The organism is Chitinophaga rhizophila, assembly GCF_019492185.1.
GTDB classification, from domain to species: domain Bacteria; phylum Bacteroidota; class Bacteroidia; order Chitinophagales; family Chitinophagaceae; genus Chitinophaga; species Chitinophaga rhizophila.
In genome coordinates, this window is record NZ_JAICCF010000003.1 from 1,129,194 (window position 1) to 1,152,219 (window position 23,026).

General features: G+C 44.7%; 18 protein-coding genes and 1 tRNA gene. 8 read left to right on the plus strand and 11 right to left on the minus strand.

The features are described 5' to 3' along the window. Positions 1-3 precede the first annotated feature (3 nt). Positions 4-678 carry a FadR/GntR family transcriptional regulator gene (locus K1Y79_RS19190; RefSeq protein WP_220251774.1) on the minus strand — a complete coding sequence of 225 codons (675 nt, stop codon included), beginning with the start codon at positions 676-678 and terminating at the stop codon, positions 4-6. 160 nt (positions 679-838) lie between these two features. Here K1Y79_RS19190 and K1Y79_RS19195 point away from each other — a divergent pair, with 160 nt between their 5' ends. The 3 genes from K1Y79_RS19195 (at position 839) to K1Y79_RS19205 (ending at position 2,354) form a co-directional block, all read left to right on the plus strand. After that, positions 839-1,489, plus strand: a complete 651-nt coding sequence (locus K1Y79_RS19195; protein WP_220251775.1) for a tetratricopeptide repeat protein — start codon at positions 839-841, stop codon at positions 1,487-1,489. Positions 1,490-1,631: 142 nt separating this feature from the next. Continuing rightward, positions 1,632-2,198, plus strand: coding sequence for a MarC family protein (locus tag K1Y79_RS19200; RefSeq protein WP_220251776.1), 567 nt, complete (start codon positions 1,632-1,634; stop codon positions 2,196-2,198). 84 nt (positions 2,199-2,282) lie between these two features. Continuing rightward, positions 2,283-2,354: transfer RNA gene (locus tag K1Y79_RS19205), tRNA-Arg, on the plus strand. 427 nt (positions 2,355-2,781) lie between these two features. On the opposite strand, the gene K1Y79_RS19210 is transcribed toward K1Y79_RS19205, so the two are convergent. Together K1Y79_RS19210 and K1Y79_RS19215 are read right to left on the minus strand one after the other, a co-directional pair. Then, positions 2,782-4,476: a leucine-rich repeat domain-containing protein gene (locus K1Y79_RS19210; RefSeq protein WP_220251777.1), complete on the minus strand. Its 1,695-nt coding sequence runs from the start codon at positions 4,474-4,476 to the stop codon at positions 2,782-2,784. Between the two features lie 39 nt (positions 4,477-4,515). Then, positions 4,516-5,427, minus strand: a complete 912-nt coding sequence (locus K1Y79_RS19215) for a glycosyltransferase family 2 protein (RefSeq protein WP_220251778.1) — start codon at positions 5,425-5,427, stop codon at positions 4,516-4,518. Positions 5,428-5,686: 259 nt separating this feature from the next. Here K1Y79_RS19215 and K1Y79_RS19220 point away from each other — a divergent pair, with 259 nt between their 5' ends. From K1Y79_RS19220 to K1Y79_RS19230, 3 genes are read left to right on the plus strand one after another with little or no spacing between them, the layout of a single operon-like run. Beyond that, the gene (locus K1Y79_RS19220; RefSeq protein WP_220251779.1) at positions 5,687-7,156 is read left to right on the plus strand and encodes a DUF3375 domain-containing protein; all 1,470 of its coding nucleotides are present in this window, start codon (positions 5,687-5,689) and stop codon (positions 7,154-7,156) included. Positions 7,157-7,170: 14 nt separating this feature from the next. After that, a complete protein-coding gene (locus tag K1Y79_RS19225) occupies positions 7,171-7,770 on the plus strand; it encodes a DUF4194 domain-containing protein (protein WP_220251780.1) in 600 nt (199 codons plus the stop codon). A gap of 28 nt (positions 7,771-7,798) precedes the next feature. Continuing rightward, complete coding sequence (locus K1Y79_RS19230; RefSeq protein ID WP_220251781.1) at positions 7,799-11,200, plus strand: ATP-binding protein; 3,402 nt, start codon at positions 7,799-7,801, stop codon at positions 11,198-11,200. 83 nt (positions 11,201-11,283) lie between these two features. On the opposite strand, the gene K1Y79_RS19235 is transcribed toward K1Y79_RS19230, so the two are convergent. Continuing rightward, positions 11,284-12,444 carry an iron-containing alcohol dehydrogenase gene (locus K1Y79_RS19235; protein ID WP_220251782.1) on the minus strand — a complete coding sequence of 387 codons (1,161 nt, stop codon included), beginning with the start codon at positions 12,442-12,444 and terminating at the stop codon, positions 11,284-11,286. 391 nt (positions 12,445-12,835) lie between these two features. On the opposite strand from K1Y79_RS19235, the gene K1Y79_RS19240 reads away from it, so the two are divergent. Further along, positions 12,836-13,198, plus strand: a complete 363-nt coding sequence (locus tag K1Y79_RS19240) for a cupin domain-containing protein (RefSeq protein ID WP_220251783.1) — start codon at positions 12,836-12,838, stop codon at positions 13,196-13,198. Between the two features lie 148 nt (positions 13,199-13,346). On the opposite strand, the gene K1Y79_RS19245 is transcribed toward K1Y79_RS19240, so the two are convergent. Beyond that, positions 13,347-14,477 (minus strand): alpha/beta hydrolase, encoded by a 1,131-nt coding sequence (locus K1Y79_RS19245; RefSeq protein ID WP_220251784.1) that lies wholly within the window; start codon positions 14,475-14,477, stop codon positions 13,347-13,349. A gap of 184 nt (positions 14,478-14,661) precedes the next feature. Between K1Y79_RS19245 and K1Y79_RS19250 the strand changes: the two genes are divergently transcribed. Beyond that, positions 14,662-15,030: a winged helix-turn-helix transcriptional regulator gene (locus K1Y79_RS19250; RefSeq protein WP_220251785.1), complete on the plus strand. Its 369-nt coding sequence runs from the start codon at positions 14,662-14,664 to the stop codon at positions 15,028-15,030. Between the two features lie 414 nt (positions 15,031-15,444). Here K1Y79_RS19250 and K1Y79_RS19255 read toward each other — a convergent pair whose 3' ends face one another. From K1Y79_RS19255 to K1Y79_RS19280, 6 genes are all read right to left on the minus strand, one after another. After that, complete coding sequence (locus K1Y79_RS19255; protein WP_220251786.1) at positions 15,445-16,107, minus strand: YceI family protein; 663 nt, start codon at positions 16,105-16,107, stop codon at positions 15,445-15,447. A gap of 15 nt (positions 16,108-16,122) precedes the next feature. Beyond that, on the minus strand, positions 16,123-17,781 hold the full coding sequence (paaN, locus tag K1Y79_RS19260) for a phenylacetic acid degradation protein PaaN (RefSeq protein ID WP_220251787.1): 1,659 nt from the start codon (positions 17,779-17,781) through the stop codon (positions 16,123-16,125). Between the two features lie 39 nt (positions 17,782-17,820). Continuing rightward, a complete protein-coding gene (locus K1Y79_RS19265) occupies positions 17,821-18,900 on the minus strand; it encodes a tetratricopeptide repeat protein (RefSeq protein WP_220251788.1) in 1,080 nt (359 codons plus the stop codon). Positions 18,901-19,048: 148 nt separating this feature from the next. After that, on the minus strand, positions 19,049-20,290 hold the full coding sequence (locus K1Y79_RS19270) for a DUF1015 domain-containing protein (RefSeq protein WP_220251789.1): 1,242 nt from the start codon (positions 20,288-20,290) through the stop codon (positions 19,049-19,051). A gap of 438 nt (positions 20,291-20,728) precedes the next feature. Further along, positions 20,729-21,799, minus strand: a complete 1,071-nt coding sequence (serC, locus tag K1Y79_RS19275; protein ID WP_220251790.1) for a 3-phosphoserine/phosphohydroxythreonine transaminase — start codon at positions 21,797-21,799, stop codon at positions 20,729-20,731. Between the two features lie 182 nt (positions 21,800-21,981). Beyond that, complete coding sequence (locus K1Y79_RS19280; protein ID WP_220251791.1) at positions 21,982-22,923, minus strand: zinc dependent phospholipase C family protein; 942 nt, start codon at positions 22,921-22,923, stop codon at positions 21,982-21,984. Positions 22,924-23,026 lie beyond the last annotated feature (103 nt).

The window sequence follows — 23,026 nt, forward strand, 5'->3', positions numbered from 1 at the left end:
AATTTACTTTGTAGGCTCGTCTTTGATGTGTTGTGCAATACGTTGCGCCCATTGCCACGCTTTCTGCGGATCCTGAGCGCTGATACTATTCAGCAGGTTCTTATGTAGCTGCTGGGTTTCCCTGAAGTTGGCAGCATCTTTAAACTGCGCCAGAAAGTGGTTTTTCAGATGATAAGCCACTGTCTTATAGAGATCTGTCAGAATACTATTACCAGATGCCTCTGCAATACTAATATGGAAATTGATGTCTGCTTCGATGGCTGCAGGAGTATCATCTATCAGCGCTGACTCTTTGCGCTGACGAAGAAATGATTCCATCTTTTCCAGATCGGTAGCTGACCGGTTTAACGCAGCCTTCTGAGCAATCTTGATCTCCAATAATAATCTTACCTCGTCCAGGTCGTCTGCTGTAGCTCTCTTGAGGCGCTGCGGCAAAGGCTCGTCAATGCCAGTGCAGGCCTCAACAAATGTTCCCAGCCCCTGTTGTACTCGAAGTACGCCACTGTTGGCCAGGATGCGCACGGCCTCCCTGATGGAAGACCTGCCTACTCCGAATGCCTGCATCAATGCCGGCTCGGTAGGCAGCTTTTCTCCGGGTTTATATGCGCCAAGTGAAATCTGTTCCTGCAGCCGCTGGGCTACTTCTTCTGCCAGGCTGCTTTTTCTTATTGTGGTCATAGTATTAAGTCGTCATATCATCTGATGATTCAAAGGTAGAAGAATCTCTTAATATTGACACACCTTTTTTTATTTATCTTTGCGCCTCTTATAAGGAAGTAAGCTATAAAACGTGCAACTTTGTAAGGGTTCCACCTGATTTTTAAAACAAGATTCGCAAATGAAAGCATTTAATTTTTTTATTCTATATCGTCTGCCATTAGGGATCCTTTTCCTGGTGGGTGGTGTAGCACTGGGTATTACTGTAGGATGGTGGGAAGCAACTATTCCTTTACTGATAGCTGTAATATGCATTGTTACGCACTTTATGTTCGGACCAATGAGACTTGTGCAGGAAGCGGTTGAAGCCGGAGATATTGAAAAGGCGATGGGAATGATGAATAAGATTGCTTTCCCTAAACTGCTGTACAAACCAATCCGCTCTGTCTACTATTTCATGCAGAGCAACATGGCTATGTACAACAAAGACCTGGATAAAGCAGAAGCTACCATCCGTCAAAGTATCGCTTCGGGTAGCCCGATGAAAGAATACGAAGGCATGCAGTATTTCCAGCTGGGTACCATCGCTTACCAGAAAAACGATCTGAAAGAAGCTGATCAGAACCTGAAAAAGGCAGTGCGTATGGGTCTTCCTGATAAGGAAAATACGGCAGCAGCCTTACTGACGCTGGCCTCAATTGCTATGAGCCGCCGCGACTTTAGAACAGCTAAAGACTACCTGCGCAGGGCAAAAGCGTTAAAAGCGACTACTGCTCAGATAGTTAGCCAGATTAAAGAAATGGATAAATACCTCTCCCGTATGCCGGGTTGATCTGTCAATAAAGAATTAAAAGGCGTTCTGCATGATGCAGGACGCCTTTTTTTTATGCAGTTGATTACTATATTTATGACAGTATATTTCCATATGTAATAACCAATTAAACCGTTATTTTTGTTGCAAACACGTTACTCCTATGTTCAGTTTTGACCAGATACTGGCTATCACCTTCACGCTATTCGCGGTTATTGATATTGTCGGTTCCGTACCCGTTCTTATTTCGCTGAAAGAAAAACTGGGCCATATCGATTCCGGAAAAGCCACAATTGCCTCCGGCTTTCTCATGGTATTATTCCTGCTGGTCGGAGAGCCTTTCCTGAACCTCCTCAGCGTAGACGTACATTCATTCGCAGTAGCCGGTTCAATTGTGATCTTTGTAATCGGTCTGGAAATGATCCTGGGAGTAGAGTTCTTTAAAAGTGAAAAGGATACCAAGACAGGTAGTCTGATCCCTATTGCCTTCCCGCTCATCGCCGGATCAGGCACCCTGACCACCATTATGTCGTTGAAAGCCAACTATGAAGAAACGAATATCCTTGCGGGTATCTTGCTGAATCTGGTGATTATCTATATCGTTTTACGCTCCCTGAGCTGGATTGAGCGCATCCTGGGTAAGGCGGGTCTGATGGTGGTGCGTAAGTTCTTTGGAGTAATCCTTCTGGCTATCGCTGTAAAGATCTTCAAAAGCAATCTTAATATGTGATCGAAAATAAGCATAAACCGCTTTTGTAATTGATCATTAAATACCTTAGTTTTGCCTTCCTCTCCTGATGAGCAGGAAGGCTTTGGCCTCGTAGTACAATGGATAGTATAAGAGTTTCCGAAGCTCCAGATACAGGTTCGATTCCTGTCGAGGCCACAAAAGCGACCTAACAGTTACTGTTAGGTCGCTTTTTGCATATAATATCAGTAGTGTTGATCAAGTCCACCTCTTGTTCGTCGCTTGGCCGTCACTAGTTCGTCGCTTGGCCGTCACTAGTTCGTCGCTTGGCCGTCACTAGTTCGTCGCTTGGACTATTCAAGTCCACCTCCTGTTCTCCGCTTGGCCGTCGCTAGTTCGTCGCTTGGACTATTCAAGTCCACCTCTTGTTCGTCGCTTGGCCGTCGCTAGTTCGTCGCTTGGACTATTCAAGTCCACCTCTTGTTCGTCGCTTGGCCGTCGTTAGTTCGTCGCTTGGACTATTCAAGTCCACCTCTTGTTCGTCGCTTGGCCATCGCTTATATAGGCAAAACCATTCCGCCGGACCATGTCCCGCCGCCCCGCTAAGCCATCCATCACTGACGCACTAAAACTCGATTTTTACACCCGGGAACTGCTGCACGATCTTATTTTGCTCAGCTTCCGAGAAACAATTATATCGTAAATCAATGTATTCCAATGATTTCAATTCATAGATAGTCTCCGGGAGATATGGCAGTTCATTAAAAGATATATCCAGGTACTTCAGTTTTGGCAGCCTATTAAGCTCTCTGATATCATCAGGAGTAATACCAGGAGTTACGATAATAGAAAATCTGCCATCCGGTTCCTGCCGCTTCCTGTCCAGTAGTGCCGGCAGGTGACCAAACTTTTTAGGGTTCTCTTCTGCCATTTCTGACCATATATCAATGGTAAACTCGTCAATATACTCTTTCTCTTCCCTGTTCCGGTCTATTTCCAGGTGCTCCAATGTAGGAATGTTAAATACATCTTCCTTCCAGCTTAATAACTTGCGACTGATCACCAGCTTTTTGAGATTGGAAAACTTCGTAAAATCAGGAAAGTTGTTAGCATCAGTACGGCTGCCCGTCCACAGAAATGCCTCCAGCGATTGTATATTCAATATTGCGTCAGGTAGTTCGTGAAAATAGTTCTCCCGCAGATCGAGCGACTTCAGATGCTTCAATTTAGTCAGCGCCATCGGAAACGAAAAGGCCTTGTTCAGATCTTTATAACTTCCGAATAAACTGATTTCTTCGAGGCTGTCAGGTAGTTGGAATGTTTCCGGCAGCCGTAGCTGCACATGGTTTGCAAGTAATACTTTGAGACCAGGCAACTGCCCGAATGTTGCAGGAAGTTCCCGTAAATTATAGTTACTGCTGATGTCCAGTATCCGTAGGTGCCGTAGTTGACTGATAGCCGGAGAGATCTGTTGAAGATCGCAATTACGGATGTATAATTCCTCCAGCTGTTCCAGCCTACCTATTTCCTCAGGCAATGTTTCAATGTTATTATCTGATAACACCAGTTTTCTGAGGTTCACCAGTTTTGTGATGGCTACCGGAAATGCATCCAGCTTCTTATCCGTCAGGTCAAGTTCAGTAATATTATTTCCCCCGTTTTTTAGCAGCTTCCCTATCTGTTCCTGGTAGATGACTTTAGGTGGTTTCGCAGTTTTCTTAAAGGGAGACTTACCTGCCTTCAGCGCGGCTATAAACTTCCATACATTTACTGACTCACTATCTTGCATCACGGATTTCAGCAGTGCAGCCGCGAGGTCTTTGGTAGTATAGTCGTATTCAAAGAAATCGTTGTCATCACTGTAGACGTTGATAAGTATTGCATCTTCGGGCGTGATGGCTGAGTGGTGGTCTGAATTAAGCACATATGGCACGTTAGTCGTTCCTTCGACGGTGATACTTCCATCATTGTAATATCCGTAAAAGGCGTGTTTTACAGCTGCATTTCCGGTGATATGAATGATGTTATCTCCACTATACAATACCTCGCACGAAACATCGCCGGTAACAAGTAGCCACGGTTTGTAATCTCTGATAATAATATCGCCATTGACGGTCAGATTACCATGTACAAAAACTAATACGGCCTCCGTATCAATAGCATCGGTGTAGTTTGTATCAAGGTCGCCATCGATCACTGTTTCACCGTCAAGGAATATGACATTTCCTTTATCAAGATTACTGATCACATCGTATTGTGACAGGTCAAATTTCTCTTTAATTGCAGAAAGAGCAACAACTTTTGGAGTAATGGAGTTCATAGGTAATGATATGTTGTGTTAACTATTACAGGTTGGAAGTTATGGGTGTTTGCGCATCTGGAAAAACATTTTGATACAATATGTAAATATCTTGAAGGGTTTACCTTTCTTCATTGCAAGCAGGTACTTCTTGTAAGTGAAGTAAAGTCGCATACGGTTAAAGTTATTGACCAGCGAATAGCTGTCATACGTTTTCAACAGTGCGTCGAACACCGCTTTCTCTTTTTCAAATGCGGGCGGACAGGTATCGCGGAAGGTTCTTAACTTGAATTTTGTGACCTCAATCTTCTGCTGTTCGTCTGATTGTGTAGTGGTCACATTCCTGCCATGCTGCCGCCATTTAACAAAGGCTTTATCAAAGTACTTTACAGTACCATGTAGCGTGCCAAAGAAGCCCAGCCAGAGATCATGAGCCATGTCAGGAAATGGAATGGCTGCTTCTACAACTGCACGCTTTATAATCAACGAATGACCAGTTACGCAGTTATCCGTAGCAAACATCAGCGGATTATAAAAGTCCTGTATTACTTTAAGATCAGAATGGTTGCAGCGTTTCTCAAGATTTTCGGTAACAATCTCTGAGTCTGAGATGATCATCGGATGATCACCAATAGCAGCCATCAGTTCAGCAGTCTTTTCCGGCAGCCAGATATCATCCTGGTCAGAAAAAGAGACATATGCACCTGTAGACAGGGTTACGCCTCGCTCAAAGTTTTTGACGTATCCGAGGTTCACTTCGTTTTGATATACATGTACGTGACTGTATTGACGGGCGTACCTTTGCAGTATTTCCAGGGTGTTGTCAGTACTGCGATCATCCACAACGACGATTTCTGTATTAGGATATGTCTGCGCAATCAGCGAATCCATTTGTGCCTCAATATACTTTGCTCCATTATAGGTAGCCACCACAATCGATACCAGTGGTTGCGCTGCTGTTTGGCTTGACATAGAAATATGCAGTTAAAAAATTAGCCACCAGGGCTTTAAAGGTGTAAAAATATTGATATTATTCAGAATTACACAAAATTAGACGCCTCCGGGCTGTCTGACCTGGCCAGGATCCAGTATCAGTGCAGGGTAGCTGATCTGACAATAGATATATTAGTGCTGGAACTTACTGATAATAAGCCCAATCAGCATTCCCATTATCCACAACCGTTCACAAATCCATTTTTTTTCTCCAAATTACAGCCCTTTGGGGATTTATATGAATAAAGACGATCTATATTGGTTAATATCCACCTCGCCGGCCATACAGATGTTACGCTTGCGGAATACACAATGGATTTTACCTTTCCTATATGGTGTTTTTAAGGAAGAGAACCGGTTTTCTATATCTGAAGGCCAGCTCACCCGTTTGCTTGCGGAGACCCTTGGCCAGCAGGACGATGGTACGGAAGACCTGGAAGAAGCAAAGATCAACTTTGGAGAGGATGAAGAAACCCGCGCCAGGAAATACATCCTGAACTGGGTACAGAAGAGGCTCTTGCAGGATTTGCCGGACGCCGAAGGAAATACCCAGTACCAGCTGAGCGCCTACACAGAAAAAGTGTTTCAGTGGATGCAGACATTGCAGCTGCGTCAGCACGTAGGTACAGAAAGCCGCTTTAAGCTGCTTTTTAACTCTCTCCGGGATATAGTAGAGAACACAGAAGATGATCGGGTAAAGAAGCTGGAAATACTCAAGAATAAAAGATCGGAACTGGATAAAGAGATCAAAGCACTGGAACTGGGTATCGTACCTGACAGGTATAATAATGCCCAGGTGGAAGAACGCCTGGAACTGTTTACCCGGCTGTGTTATGAACTGATCAGCGATTTCCGTGAAGTAGAAGATAACTTCAAAGCTATACACCGTACGATTGTTGAACAGCACACAAAAGCTGAACAAAACAAAGGTGCTATCATTGGCTTTGCATTTGAAGCCTATGATTCACTCCGTAATAGTAACCAGGGTAAGAGCTTCTATGCTTTCTGGGACTTCCTTATTTCACGCGCAGGGCAGGAGGAGTGGCGTGAACTGACGGAACAGCTGTTGCACACTGTGTCTGAAAGGAATATTACTGCTGATGATCATTTCCTGCAGAATATAAAATCCATGCTCTTGCAGCAGGGGAAAACTGTATATGATGCTAATGATAAAATGGCGGAAAAGCTCAGCCGTATTATCTCTGAGAAGGAAATTGCCCGTCACAGACGCTTGCGCAAACAGATCAATAATATCAAGGAATTTGTCTTCGATCTGATAGAAAAAGAACAGGATGTCGATTGTGGTATTACCATTGACGACAGCGCACAGATCAAGATGGTCATGGAAAAGAAACTATCGCTGGAGCAAAAGAAATCAACGGTAGAAGTAAAGCAACCATCCAATGCTACTGAACAGATAGCAGACGTGGAGCGCTTCAGCCGCTTACTGAATACATCTTTTATCAACAGGAAACAGTTATGGCAGAAAGTTGAGCACGTACTGAAAGATAAACAGACGGCCACATTAAAAGAAGTGCTGGAACAGTCTCCACTGGAATACGGTCTGGCGGAAGTGATCAGTTACTACGACTTCCTGCGTGAGAAATCCAGCAGGGCTTACATTGTAAAGAATACTACGGAACTGATCCCGTTAAATCAGGAGCAGACAAAATTTGTAGAAGTTCCATATCTATTATTTGGTAAATAACAGTACACACTATTATGAGCACAGCGAAAATACTACCTTATGCAACAGTAGTGGTAAAACTGTTGAAAGGCCCGGTGGAATATGTGGAGAAAGGTGCCTGGGAAAAACTACTGCAATACAAGGTTGAACTTACCGGTTTTCTGCAGCAGCTTGGCTTATACCTCGTGCTGGATGAGCAGGACGGATATGCCTTTGTAAAGCACGCCTTGTCTGAAGATGATGAAGCCTATGTAAGCTGGATACATCGCCGTTCATTCAGCTATGAAGAGAGCGTGATGCTGGTACTGCTGCGTGAAATGATGGCCGAATTTGAGATCAGTGAGTCAGGATCAAGAGAATTAATCAAGAAGCGTAGAGAGATAAAAGAATATGCAGAACTTTTCTTCAAGGAAGGTGCCAGCCGTATCAAATTCCTGAAGGAAATAGACAGGCTCGTGGATAAAGTAGAAGAAAGCGGCTTCCTGCATCGAATAGAAAATCATGAAGTACCAGACGAGCAGAAGTTCAGGATAAGAAAGATCATCAAAGCAAAGGTAGATAGTGAAGCGCTGGATACCTTCCAGCAGCAGCTGAGTGAAATGGCTATTGGTAGCGCTAATGTGGAGGCGGAATAACACACCATAAAATTTTTTGTTAGAAACAATGCAGTTAAACGTTTTCAGTACTGATAATCATAAAAGTGGCTTCCGCCTGCAATACCTTGAGGTATTGAACTGGGGTACATTTGATGAGCATATACATAGTATCAAGCCAAACGGAGAAACCAGTCTGCTGACAGGTGCTAATGGTAGTGGCAAAACGACATTTATTGATGCGCTGCTGACGCTGATGGTACCTGAAAAAAGGTACCGGTTTTATAACCAGAGTAGTGGTAGTGAGAAGAAAGGTGACAGAACAGAAGACTCCTATGTAATGGGAGGGTATGGTATGGTCAACAACGAGGCGACCGGTATTACCAAAACACTTTACTTAAGAGAAAACAAAGAAGATGCATACAGCATTCTGCTGGCCAACTTCGCTAATGAAGCAGATCAGTATGTAACACTGTTTCAGGTGAGGTACTTCGTCAATGGCGACATGCGTAAGATATTCGGTGTTGCTCACCGTGCGATGCATATTGCCGATGACTTCAGTCCGTTTGACATGGGTGGTACCTGGAAGCGCCGTATCGATCAGCTGTACAATAAAGGCGGTCGCAGGCAGGTAGAGTGGTTTGATGCAGCCAGCAAATACGCACAGCGTATGGTGGAAGCGCTGGGTATGCAAAGTATACAAGCAGTACAGCTGTTTAACCAGACGGTAGGTATCAAAGTACTGGGTAATCTGGATGATTTCATTCGTACCAACATGCTCGAACCACGTAACATGGAAGAGCAGTTCCAGGAACTGAAGAAACACCTGACCACGCTGCTGGATGCACAGCGGAACATTGAAAAGGCAGAAGAACAGATACGTTTGCTGGCACCTATCAAAGAGCACCATGAGAATTTCTCTTCATACCTGACCACCATCATGCAGTTGAAGCAGGAGCTGAATACTGCTACCATCTGGAATAGCTTCACGCGTAATCAACTGTTAACACAGGCATTGCTGGAACGTCGTCAGGAAGTAGATTCACTGCAACGCAAAATCGAGGATACCAAGGTTAACATGGCTGATCTGCAGGAGCAGGAGCGTGTTACCAAAAACCTCATGGAGCAGAATAAGGCGGGTCAACGGCTGCAACAGCTGGAGAAGGAAATACAAGAGCTGGAAAAGAGGAGAGCTACCGCAGAAGAGAACCTGCGTGAGTTTGCGTCCTGGTGCGATACGTTGCATGTAAAGGAAGATGAAATCAACGATGACGCTACCTATCAGCGCGTACTGAAAGAAGCCAGTCGAGCAGCCCTGAAATTGGAAACAGAGCAACGCCTGAATGAAGAAGATGAGTACAGTGCCAAGCGTGTGAAGGAACGTGCAGTGAGTGAAAAGGAAACGCTTGAGAAAGAGATCGAATTATTACATCAGTCAAGAAATAACATCCCGTCACACCTGGTAGACCTGCGTAAAGAAATATGCAGTAGTCTTAGAATTGATGTGGGTGAAATATTATTCGCAGGAGAACTCATACAGGTTAAAGCAGAAGAAATCGAATGGCAGCCGGCGCTAGAGAAGCTATTACACTCATTTTCGCTGCGATTGCTGGTACCGGAGAAGCACTATAAAAAGGTGACATCCTATGTGAATAACAATAACCTCCGCACCCGCCTGATATACTATCAGATCAAGGAATCAGCGTTGACGCTGTATCCGGATGATGATACCGTATATCATAAACTGGATTTCCACCCCGACCATAAACTGAGTCCCTGGGTGCAGCAACAGATCATTCAGCAGTTCAGCTATGTGTGTGTGAATAGCGAGCGTGAGCTGCAACGCAATGATATGGCTATTACAGTAGAGGGGCTTATCAAGAATCGTGACAGGCATGAAAAGGATGACCGGGCGAATAGTAACGATGCCTCCCGTTATGTAATGGGCTGGAACAACGAAAGGAAAAAGGATGCCCTCATCTTAAAGCGAAGTAAGCTGAATGAAGCAATCACATCCTCCAACGAGATACTGCAGACCTGTAAGTCAAGGTCTGCCAGATTGCAGAAGCAGTTCTATGCAGCCGGCCGCCTGAAAGAGCATAAAGGCTTTGATGAGATCAATATCGGAAAGTTACAAAAGGCCATTCGTAAGGCACAGGATCAGATAGGTTCATTGACTGATGAAAACCAGGAACTGGATGCACTGAAGCAGCAGCTTATAGATATTGAACGGCAGAAGGAAGATAATCAGGAGGCGCAGGCCATGCTGATCAGGAATGAGGCGCTGGAGCAACGTAATATTGAGGATATGGAGGAGGAGCAGCAGGCAATGCAGCACCTGTTGCAGCATGTTACAGAAGCAGATAAGGATGAACTGCTTAATTTCCAGCAGCAGAATAGTCACCTGTTAGGAAATGTAACACTAGAGAACGTAGGCGCGATATATAAATCACTGCGGGAAAACAAAGAGCAGGACCTGAAATTGGCAGAAGATGCACGTCATAAGGAGGAAGTGATGCTCAACAGAAGCATTAACCGTCTTAAAAATCCACCGGCAGACGTATTACAGCGTTTCCCTGACTGGATATCAGATGTGCATACTTTAGCTGATGATGCAGTAAATGCAACAGAATACATTGAGTGGCTGGATAAACTAACTACTGATAACCTGCCGGGTTATAAGAAGGATTTTGAAAGTTATATCAATGTCACCATCACTTACAAGATTGGTGGTCTGAATGAGGAGATGGAGAAGTGGGAACGTGACATCAGTAACACTATTCAGAAGCTGAATCATTCGTTGAGCGGTATCAACTTTAACCGTTTGCCGGATACATTTATTCAGCTGGTGAAACGTCCTGTAGCTTCAGGATCTGAAGCGCGTGAGTTCAAGACCCGTTTACTCGATGCCTTGCCGCAGGCAGCAAACTGGCAACAAAGTACCTTTGAAGAGAAAGCACAGCACTTCCGTGAGAAAGTACAGCCATTGATAGCTGCACTGGATGAAAGCGAGGCATATCGTGCGCGGGTGCTGGATGCCCGTAACTGGTTTGAATTTTGGGCCGATGAACGTTTCAGGGAAACAAACGAATCCAAGAAGATCTATCGTCAGATGGGACAGTTGTCAGGCGGTGAGAAAGCGCAGCTGACCTATACCATTCTTTGTAGCGCTATCGCTTACCAGTTTGGTATAACAAGGGAGGGTAAGAATGCAAGAAGTTTGCGGTTCATTGCTGTAGATGAAAGCTTCAGTAACCAGGATGAGGAGAAAGCTACATATCTGATGGAGCTGTGTAAGCAGTTACATCTGCAATTGCTGGTGGTAACACCAAGTGATAAGATCCAGATTGTTCAGCATTTTATTGCCCATGTGCACCTGGTACAGCGTGTGAATGGCCGGAATAGTATACTGTATAATATGACAGTAAAAGAGTTACAGAACAAGATGGAAGACAGCGAAGTAGCTGTGTAGCCTTCTATGAAAATATGTTAAAAATGAAACCGCTTCAGTAGTCAGCTGAAGCGGTTTTGTTTACATCTATATTTGAGTTGACCTTAATAGCTCATTTCTACAATTTTCTCAACATCAGCAGGGGTCAGGGCTTTCCTTTCACCGATCCCATTCCATCCACGCTCTGTAAATTTGCGGGAAATGACTTGTGCCGTGCCGGGAAACTCACCGGTATATGCTGATAACCTGGTATCGATCTCCAGGGAATGGAAGAAGTCTTCCGTAGCTTTGATAGCGGCATTTGCCTTTTCTTCCATCGTACCTGATGTAACATTCCAAATGCGTTCAGCATACTGGGCCAGCTTTTCCTTTTTACTGTTGAAGTTATAGCGGTAGTGGGAAGGAGTGATGATAGCCAGTGTTCTTGCATGGTCTATACCGAATAAAGCAGTCAGCTCATGACCCATTGCATGCACCGCCCAGTCGGTAGGCACGCCTTTCTGAATCAGGCCATTCAAAGCCATGGTGCAACTCCACATAAAGTTGGCCGCTGCTTCATAGTCTGATGGATCTTTAATTACTTTAGGTGCTACCTCTACCAGTGTCTGCATAATGCTTTCCGCTATTCTGTCCTGCAACAATGCTCCAATCGGGTAGGTCATGTATTGTTCCAGCACATGAGTAAAGGCATCTGTGATACCATTTGCCAGCTGGCGTTTCGGAATGGAAGCAACTACCTGCGGGTCCAGTACTGAGAACTGCGGGAAGAGGCCTGGTCCGCCCATGGAGAACTTTTCCTGCGTTTCCTGACGACTGATTACTGCGCCGGAGTTCATTTCTGATGCCGTGGCAGGTAACGTTAATACAGTACCAAATGGTAGACCTTTTTTGGTTACGATCCTTTGGGAGAGAATATCCCATGGACTATCACCTTCATATAATGCTGCAGCAGAGAGGAACTTCACACCGTCAATGACAGAGCCGCCACCAACTGCCAGCATAAAATCAATCTTTTCTTCTTTTATAACTTTCAATGCCTTAAGTAACACCTCATACTCGGGATTTGCGGGGATGCCGCCAAATTCCAATACAGTGAAGTTTTGCAAGGCGGCCTTTACCTGATCATAAATCCCATTCTGTTTAATACTGCCACCACCATAAAGCATCAATAGTTTTGCGCCGGAAGGTATCTCTTTCGCAAGATTGGCAATCTGTCCTTTGCCAAATAAGATCTTTGTCGGGTTCCTGTATTCAAAATTTAGCATGTCGATTCTGTTTGTTAAAGTAAGTTCACAGCTCTTTCTCTGCAAAGCAAAAGTAACTACCTGCGCAGTATCATTAACATGCTATTAGAGGAAATAGTTTGGTTTACAGTGTTAAAGTGTAGTGTATGAGCAGGCTTTCCGGGTTGCTGAAATACACAATAACTCCGTTGACAAGGTCAATTACTGGTAGTGAGATCTAGTTTTGATAGCAGTTAAATATATGATAACCAATTACGTAAAATATTGACTTAAGCAATTATGTAAGCAGCCTGACTATAGTAATGGTCATATCCATATAATACCCAGCGGGGGGACTATTACTACCTGATGTTTTAGCAAAACTTTAAGGTTAACAGTCATATCTTGTGAGTGAAACAATGAAACAATAGACATGATAAGAGCAATTAAGTTATACACCGGAGAAGACGGTCACTCACATTTCACAATAGGGACAGTAACACACAGGGATGTCAAAGAAGCGGCTTCCATTATGTTTAACGAAACGGCACCTCATTCAGTGTATGACTGGCATCCTGCCCCTACCACCCAGTATGTTATTACACTGTCAGGTACATTGTTGTTTGAGACTTATCATGGTGAACAGTTCACCCTGAATCCAGGAGATATACTGATTGCTATGGATACGCATGGCTCAGGTCACAAATGGGAAATGCTTGGTGATGATCCCTGGAGGCGTGTGTATGTTCCCTTTAAAGACGTTGCGGATATCAACTTCGTTCCAGATGCGCAGTAGCCAGCTCTGAAATATAGCTTTTACATAGCAGGATATCATGACACGCTACCTATCCGGCTATATAGTACTGAAGGAAACTTTGCATTGCATGTAGTGTTTATTTCTTTTTCCGGCTGGTCTGGCTGAAAGCGTCCACAGAGGTCCTTCTCTACTCAGCCACATTCCGCAGGAACCGCTCTACAGCGTAAGTAGACAGCTGCCCACCGGGGCCTTTCAGGTTATAGTCAAATCCATGTGTAGCCCACGGCAGCGACAAAAAGAAGTGTTTGATACCATTGTCTGCCAGTTTCTTATTCAGCCTGGTGCTATGTTCATAAGCTACCAGTGCATCTTTTTCACCGTGTATTATTAAAGTCGGAACAGCATCCTGACCTGCAAATTCTATCGGTGAACTGGCAGCATAGCTGTCGGGTACAGCTGTATAGGTTCCACCTAAGTAGTCTTCCAGCACTTTCCGGGAATCCATCACCAGCGGATTAGCCGGCAGGGAATAGCCCCATACCATATCTGCTGGCCCATAAAAGTCAATGACACCTTTCAGGCCGGGAACCTCTTGGCGGTAAGCCGCCAGTAAGGCTATCTGTGCACCGGCAGAGCGCCCCAGGAGTACCAGGTTATTGGTATCTATCTGTAAGGTAGCCGCGTTTGACCGGAGGTAGTCCAGTGCGGCATATACATCTTCAATGGGTGCGGGACAAAGATTCGCAGGTGCTAACCGGTAGTTAACAGCAGCTACATGGTATCCGGCATGTGCCAGGTAGCTGTTCAGTTCGGGGAGTTGTTTGCTGTCGCCACTTTTCCAGGAGCCGCCGTGTACTACAATCACACAAGGGCGTAATCCGGGTTGTTGTGCAGGATAATAGTCCAGGGTAGAAGACAGCAGGCTATCTGTACGATAAGCATATGTTTTAGCTGTGACCTTCGGCTGCGGATAGTCAGTCAGCATTGTGAGAAAGTTAAAAGGGGCCGCTCTGATAGCATCGTCGTTGGTTTCACCCAGGGCGGCATCCATTGCGGCAGGCAGGCTCCTGGAAATGTACCAGGCCCTGATAACCGGAGAAATGTAGAAGAGCAGAGCAGCAATGCCTATGATAGTGCCCGCCAGCTGGTACTTACCAGGATAGAGTCCTGCTACCAGCAGCACGAATGTGAAAGTTATAAACACCCAGGCAAATTCTGCCACGCCTATTGCCAGCATCCATAGGTGATAGGTAGGTGCCCGGATAACTGTTAATAGTGATACTAAGAAGGCGATGATAATTAGAACTAAACGGATCATATTCAAATTTTGCTAACGGGCAGGGAAGTGTATTCTTCGGGCATAAAGATAGCAATGCTATGTGTATCATCGAAATGTCAAAGGAATTGTTGCATTAGCAGGAACGTGGCCATCCATCCAAAACTGCTTTGACATCTTGGCCAATAGCAGTAATTTCAGTTCACTGAATAAAATTGTGTTGTATATGGCAGAAAGAAAGACAAATTCATCTAACTATCAGAATCAGTCATACCTTGAAAATAAATGTCCGCTGAATGAGCTGTTGTTCACCATGAGCAGACGTTGGACGACAGATGTACTTTTTTGTATTGAAGAGGGTAATAACCGGTTCTCTGGTATCCGGGAGGAGTTGGCGTATATTACCGATCATATCTTGTCTGACAGGCTGAATACACTGGAAAAGACAGGTCTCATCACCCGTCATCAGTTTCCGGGCATGCCTCCGAAGGTAACCTATGAACTGACTGCTCACGGTGTTGAGTTGTGTAGTCTGCTGGGCAAATTATGTGACTTTTCCAGCGTAATATATGAAGACAAGGCTGTTACTGCCTGAGCAGGAGCATTCCACGTTATGAAGAAGCCACTGTTTGCTTACCAGTCTGCAATTACCTGTCTTAACCTGTATCCTGTAATAAGGGCCTCGATTATCCATTCACACTCAGCGCTTTAATGGGGCGCGGCAGGGGGGTATCTTTACGATTTTCCCTGGTATTTATCTGGAGCTACCTCCAGAGATACGCTACTATCTCCTCATCAGTAAATGATTATTCCACCGCGATGCTGTACTAAACAGTAATACGATAAATCCATGTGTATGGCAAAGTCTACAGCGGCTAGGCAGCTTGCACATTGCGAGTGAGTGAATAGTATACAGCCTGCAAATTTGATGGTGTGGCTGGAGATTATATAAAATAAGGGCATCCCAATGACAGGAGATGCCCTTATTTATTATCAAAATCAGTTAGTACTATCTGGCAGCAGTAACCCGAAATTCGATATTTACAGCTGAATTAATCAGCTTATCCTGCATAGACTTATCAGCTCTGTAGGTCATGCCCCACAGTGTTCTGTCAATATTGAAGTTAGCCATCGCTGTGATGGTTCCATTTTCCAATTTGATAATGGCAGGGAAAGAGATATTCTTGGTAATATTCTTAATTGTCAGATTACCTTGTACCGTATAATTTGCGTTCTTCATTAATACTTCATTCCCTACTGACGGTGTGAAATTGGTAACATTGGTGATCTCGAAAGTAGCTACCGGAAAGCTTGCCACATCAAAGAACAGCGGGCCTTTCAGCTCATCTTCCAACTTACGTTTCAGGGAGGTATCCGATTGAGACAGGTCCAGGTTTTCCAGTGAGTTCATTTTAACAATGATATTTCCACCGGTAACCGTTGTGTCCTTCACCAGCAATGTCCCTTCCTGTACTTTGAAGCTGCCGGTATGTTTACCTGTTGGTTTAGTGCCTATCCAGCGCACTTCGCTGGTAGCAGTATCTACCAGGTAGCGACGGCCTTCCGCCTCTTTCACCGGGTGTGCTTCAGTAATGGTTGCTTTATCGGCTTTGGGCGCCTGTTCGCAGGCCGCAAGCAAGGCGATGAGCATGAAAGAAAGTATATATTTCATAATCAAATTATTCGGTCAGCTTCCGGCTACTTCCCGGTTTCCTACCCACACAAACCTGCGTAAGATAAATTCCGGATTGGTGAAACTGGCGTTGCCGGCAGGATTGCCTCCTGTAACATGGAAATCAGAAAATGCAGCATGCTGGTTTACCCAGATGAATCCGGTAAAGTTAAAGGATACCGGAGTAAATACACTGTTCATTTCCTCGGTAATTTTCTCTTTCACATCAGGATTAGTCGTATAAGCTGCACAGGTGATAGCACCGTGTTGCTGTGCCATCTGTCTGGCCAGCTGTATAGATTCGCTGGTATCCTTTGTTTTGATAAGTAATAAAACCGGGCCAAATAATTCCTGTTCAAAGATGTGTTTATCTGTGCTGCTGGCTTCCAGTATAGCTGGTGTACAGCCGCGTACGCGTGTAAACTCTTCGTTGACCAGTGGCTGTCCTTCAAGGATGACCTTCGCACCAAGTTTCGCTGCATTATGCGCTCTTTCAAGCGTATGCTCGTTTTGCAGTGCTCCTAATGTGCCAGCACCCATCTTAGGATTGTTCACAAGGCTTACCACCGCATCCTTGAATTTCTGTACTACCTCATCGAATGACAGCTTTCCACTGTTGGTAGTAATGCCATCAGCCGGAATGAAGAAATTCTGTGGAGCAGTACACATCTGTCCGGAATATAATGATACTGAAAAAGCAAGATTCTGCAATACTGCATCAATATCTGCCACGCTATCCAGTATAACGGAGTTGACCCCGGCTTTTTCTGTGAATACAGTTTTGTTTGGTAGCGACTCTACATAGTTGCCAAACTGGCTGCCGCCGGTATAGTCAATAAGCTGAATACCAGGATGCTCGCACAATGTTTTTGTAATCGGAGCAGCAGATGTATCAGCGGCCAGCTGACACAGGGCCGGACTGAACCCTTTTTCCTGCAATACCTGTTGTATAGCCGCCACAACAATCGCTATGGGAAGGATAGCTTTAGGATGTGGCTTAACAATCACAGGATTGCCGGTTACCAGGTCAGCATAAATGCCAGGTAACGAGTTCCATACAGGGAACGTGGAGCAACCTATTACCAGACCTGTTCCTTTCGGAATAGCGCGGAACTGCTTGTTCAGCTGAAGGGACGTTTTGCCCATCGGCTTTTCCCACATCATAGAGGCGGGGTAGCGGCTACCTTCATGATAACCCATGGCAATTGCTTCCAGTGCCCGGTCATTAGCATGCGGACCAGAAGCCTGAAAGCTCATCATATAGCTCTGGCCGGTTGTATGCATGGTGGCGTAGGCAATATCAAAAAAGCGTTCTTTCACAGCTTCCAGCGTCTCTACAAGTATATCTGCACGAACATCTACAGTAGTATTGCGCCATTGCGGAGCAGCAGCAACCGCTCTGTTTACCAGGTCATCTGCAGGGAAAAGGGGATAGGTAACACCTAATTTTTCCTGGGTATAGGGAGACACTTCTTCTCCTGCCCAGGAAGATTCTCCTGTTTGCAGTAACTGCCCGAAGGGTTTTTGCAGCAGTGCTTTATAGCGGGCTTCGCCCTGTTCTGCTGCGTTCTCGCCATAGGCCTTGGGGTGTTCCGGGTATTGCGAATAGAATGCCCGTTCATGATTCGCCTTTACAGCGTTCTCAATTGTGTTTTGGTGTTTAATGTTTAACATATGTGGAATTTGTGAATTGATTACCTGCTAATGGTTCAATCACCTCACCAACGAAAACTTATTATCGTTGTAATATTCATCCTCTCTTAATTTCAGTGGGTGATTACGTTGATATTGGAGAAAAGTATCGTATTCTGTTTTATGCATGGTCGTCCATGCTCTGTATGCAGGCTGGTTAGCCACAGGGCCAAACATCCATTGATTATAGGCTTCAAACATCCCTTGTTTCAACAGCGTGCGCTGATAGTCAAACAAGGCATATGGGAACCGTACACCTGAGAAGTTAAACCAGTCCAGCAGGAAGCGGGTACGAAGCATGATCAGCGTTTCAGGGTCTATACCAGCCATCACAACACTGACCTGTTTACCCATTGCTGCTTTAAAAGCAGCCGCAAAGTCAGCAGTCACTTTCTTTTTGCCTTTCTGTTCTGTTTCTGCTTCTATCGCTTTATTCAGCTGGGCCGGATTATTATACAAAGATTTATAAGCATCCAGCAGGAGTGTTCTTACTTCCGCTGTGCGGGCAGTGTAGCTTTCCAGGTTGACGAATATTTCCCCGTAGATAATTACCCAAACGGGGTTGTTCATGTACACATATGCTTTGACCGCGTTGTAATAATTGCCAGAGTAGTTAGGTGCTTTTTCGATGCCTTTCAGATAACTTCCCATGCCACCTTCAAACACTTTCAGGAACATGAGCAGTTGTCCATTGTCGTTATAAAGCTCGCCGCTTTGAGGGAACTTACGCAGTGCTTTTTCATACAGCTTCTGCGCAGACTTCCATTCCTGGCGGGACTGATAAATATTGCCGGCTATCTGAAAGGTCTGTTCATCTGCTTCTTTTTTGCTCAGCAGCGGCTCAATCACATTCTTGGCTTTGTTCATATCACCCTGGAGGTAATAAGCAAAACCCAGTTGTTTTTTGAAGTCTATATTATCGGGCTCCTGTTGTAATGCCTGATTCAGTACGAGTATAGCATTGGAATAATCGCCATCGCGGATGAAACCTGTTGCGGTGGTGTATAATTCCTTTGCATCCTGTGCGGAAGTAGTTATTACGAAAGAGAATAATATAGCAGTAAACAAGCCTGCTTTCAATAAAGAAACCCTCATATTCATTCTGGTCAGACGTTTGGTGTAAAAATAAAGAAAAAATGTGCCAAAGATGCAGACGGCCGCTGGAATTGGTATTTCGGCTGATGGAGCTTTACTTAAAAACAAACGCCTGCCGGTGAAGGCAGGCGCTTACAGCATATACTGAAAAGGCTTAAATTATTTGAGAGATGAGACCATCGCGCAGTTTAGGCTCAAACCAGGTACTTTTTGGCGGCATTACATTGCCACTGTCTGCGATATCAAACAGCTGCTGGATAGTAACAGGGTAAAGTGCGAAGGCAACTTTCATTTCTCCGCTATCGACTCTTTTTACCAATTCCTGCAAGCCACGGATACCTCCTACAAAGTCAATACGTTTGTCTGTACGCTGATCTTTGATACCCAGTATCTTATCCAGTACATTATTAGACAGAATAGTGACGTCGAGGATGCCAATAGGATCAGTTGTATAGGTACCTTCTTTTGCTACCAGGCGGTACCAGTTACCTTCAAGGTACATACTGAACTCGTGCAGCATGCTTGGCTGCTGTGGCAGATGGCCGATGGATTCAACGGTAAAGTCATATTCCAATCTGGAAAGCAGTTCTTCCTTGCTTAGGCCATTCAGGTCTTTTACCAGTCGGTTGTAATCCAGTATTACCAGCTGGCTGGCAGGGAAGATGGTTGTCAGGAAGAAGTTAGCCGGATCGTCGATGCCGATCATCTGTTTTTCTTCAAACTCTTTCTGTACCAAAGATGCGGATGCTGCACGGTGGTGACCATCAGCAATGTAAGTATGCGGTACTTTATTGGCAAAGAGGGAAGTGATTTCATTCACTGCAGCTTCTTCACTTACTACCCATACTGTATGCTGGATGCCATCGGTAGCTGTAAAGTCATATGCTGGTGCATGTGTATTGGTCCAGCGGTCTATCAATGAGTTCATTTCAGGAACGTCATTGTAGGCGAGGAACACGTTACCTGTCTGGGCACGGGTAGTTTTAATATTGTTAATACGGTCCAGCTCTTTATCAGGACGGGTAAATTCATGCTTTTTAATTATACCCTGGTTGTAGTCAGATACAGAAGAGGCACATACCAGCCCTGTCTGCGTACGGCCATTCATAATCAGGCGGTAAATATAGTAGCTGGGTGTACCATCCTGGAATAGTATACCTTCTTTGATGAACTTCTGCAGGTTTTCCGCAGCTTTATCGTATACGGACTGACTGTACACATCGGTACCTTCGGGAAGGTCAATTTCCGATTTGGAAACATGGTAAAACGAGTACTGGTTACCGGCAGCTTCTGCCTTAGCCTCTGCTGCGCTGAGCACATCGTAAGGGCGGGCAGCAACTTTTTCTGCAAGTTCCGGAGTAGGTCTTAATCCTCTGAACGGTCTGATGATTGCCATGATATTAGATTGTTAGGCCGCAAAAGTAGTTAATTAATTTGTCCCGTCTAAGCAGGGGTATTTGAAATTAGAAATTATCAAATACAGGTAAATATTCGGAGCGTTTTGTTGAGGGTAAGTGTATTGATCAAACTATTGCAGATAAATTTTATACATAACTCTTACGGTGATGGTACTGATCAGGGTTTGGTATTCATATCATCCTGCTACCAAAAGGGCACCAGAAGGTCACTTCAATATCCCGGGGATATTGAGGTGACCTTCTGGTGCCCTTTTGAATGCTTGACGGTATAAAAGGTGAAGCCTGTTTTAAGCGAAAGAAATACAATCACTGGTGGCTTACATATGTAAAAATGTCTAGCTATAAGGATGATATAAATAAAAACAGGAAAGGGTGTCGCACTTGCGACACCCTTTCCTGTTTTTATCTTATGAGGTTTAAGCTTTTTTGAGGCTGAAATACTTCATAGCTTCTACGAGCACTTCTACGCTTTCGTAGGGGAGTGCATTATAGAGGGAAGCGCGGAAACCGCCTACGAGGCGATGGCCTTTGATGCCTACGATGTCTTCTTTCTTGCAGAATTTCAGGAACTCTTCTTCCAGTTCAGGCTTATCCATGATAAAGGAAACGTTCATACGGCTTCTGTCTTCTTTCTGTACTGTACCGCGGAAGAGTGGGTTCTGGTCGATCTCACTGTAAAGCAGGGCAGCTTTTTTCTCGTTTTCTTTTTCCATAGCGGCAGCTCCACCCTGTTCTTTAAGCCAGCGGAGTGTAAGCATGGAAATGTAGATAGCGAATACGGGAGGGGTATTTAACATTGAGCCATTCTCAACGTGGTTGCGGTAATCGAGGATCGTTGGGATCTTACGATTTACTTTGCCCAGTGCGCTTTTGCGAATTGCAACAAGGGTTGTACCTGCAGCGCCCATATTTTTCTGTGCTCCTGCATAGATGAGTGTGAACTTGTTAAAGTCCAATGAACGGCTGAGTATATCGCTACTCATGTCAGCAATCAGCGGAACATCTGTTTCCGGCATCTTCTGCCACTGCGTACCATAAATGGTATTGTTAGTGGTAATATGCAGATAACTGGATTTTGGAGAGATGTTAAACTGCTTGGGGATGTGATTGTAGTTGCTGTCTTTTGAGCTGGCAGCTACATCAACGAAGCCGTATTGTTTAGCTTCTTTTATTGCCTTATTACTCCATACGCCAGTGTCTATATAAGACGCTGTACCATCATTTTCGAGGAAGTTCAATGGTACCTGCATGAACTGCGTGGTAGCGCCTCCATGTAGATACAATACTTCGAAATCGTCATCAAGTTGCATCAACTCTTTGACAAGATTCCGTGCCTCATCCAGTACAGCCTGAAACAATGGTGTTCTATGCCCTATTTCCAAAATAGACATTCCTGAACCTTCAAAGTCAATCAAAGCTTTGCTGGCCTTGTACAGCACTTCATTCGGCAATATGGAAGGCCCTGCGTTAAAATTGTGCACCTTCATAGGTCGTTCTAAGTTAAATAAATTGTTTGCTTGTTCCACTTTGTTTGGTTTTGTCAGAGGAATGGAAAAAAAGTATGGCATTTCACATATGATGCTGAACGCGCGTAGGATAAGGCTAAAAAGATAGTACTAACAAAGATAATTTATATTTTTTTAAAATCGAAATTAATTGAAAGGCCGTTTTAGCCTTCCTGACGTCCTATCATTCTGTCTTTAGCTGCAGGAAAAGTATCCTGTATGATGTACCCTTTTAGCAGTTTCTCTAATGCTGGCATTCCTGCGTTGGCCCAGGCTGTGTACCAGTAGTTGGCGGTAGCATGTATTGCGGCTATCATTCTGCGCTCTACCATATTTCCCAGAGCTATATGATATGCCCTGGCGTAAGCTGTTGAGTAGTTTCTGACCAATTTTCCGTTGCGTTTTTCATACGCAAATTTCCTGCCGGAAGGGAAGCCGTTGCTCACTATTTTCTCCTGCTGTAATACTGTATCCGCTGCTACGGCGCTTTCCAGCACAATATGCCATGTATATGTTCTTACATCTTTTATATAAACAGCTTTGCCGGCGAGGTAGGAGAAGGTCTTATCTGCCATCAGTTCGGGGATTCTTGATTCCCACAATCCGTGTATTCCATGCTGACCGGTGAGTTGTCCGTTATGATTAGAACAGGCATGAAGTGGCACATGGGCATCGCCTGCATAGTGACCAATGTCAGCGCTCAGTTTTAGTATGGTGGCGGCATCACCTTCCCGAAATGCATTAGTGAGGCGGTGCATCATCTGTTCAAGGTACCAGGGCAGTATGCCGTAAGTGTTAAGTGTATCCGCACTATAACACCCTATTGCTTCCTGCCAGGATCTGGGCAGTTCAGCGAATGGCGGCCGCCCGTAATGATCAATGTCTATATAGTGCCGGGGACCTTCCTCCGCAATGATATATCTTCTTTTATCCGCATCTGTTGCATGTGCAGTGATATATTCAATATTAGCTTTATAAAAAGCGATCATTTCCGGCGGTAGCGAAAAGACAGCCAGCCGGTTAATACGTTGATGAGCAAAGAAGCCCCAGCTGTAAGCGGACAATGGTAAACAGGTAAGGCAAAACGCCAGTAAGATAAGGTGCATATAATGGTTGGTTAACTCACAATGGTAACAGGCAGGATAATGATCAGTAATGAATGATCATCGTCCCTTCTACGTATGATATGTTCCTGTGCGGCAATGCATT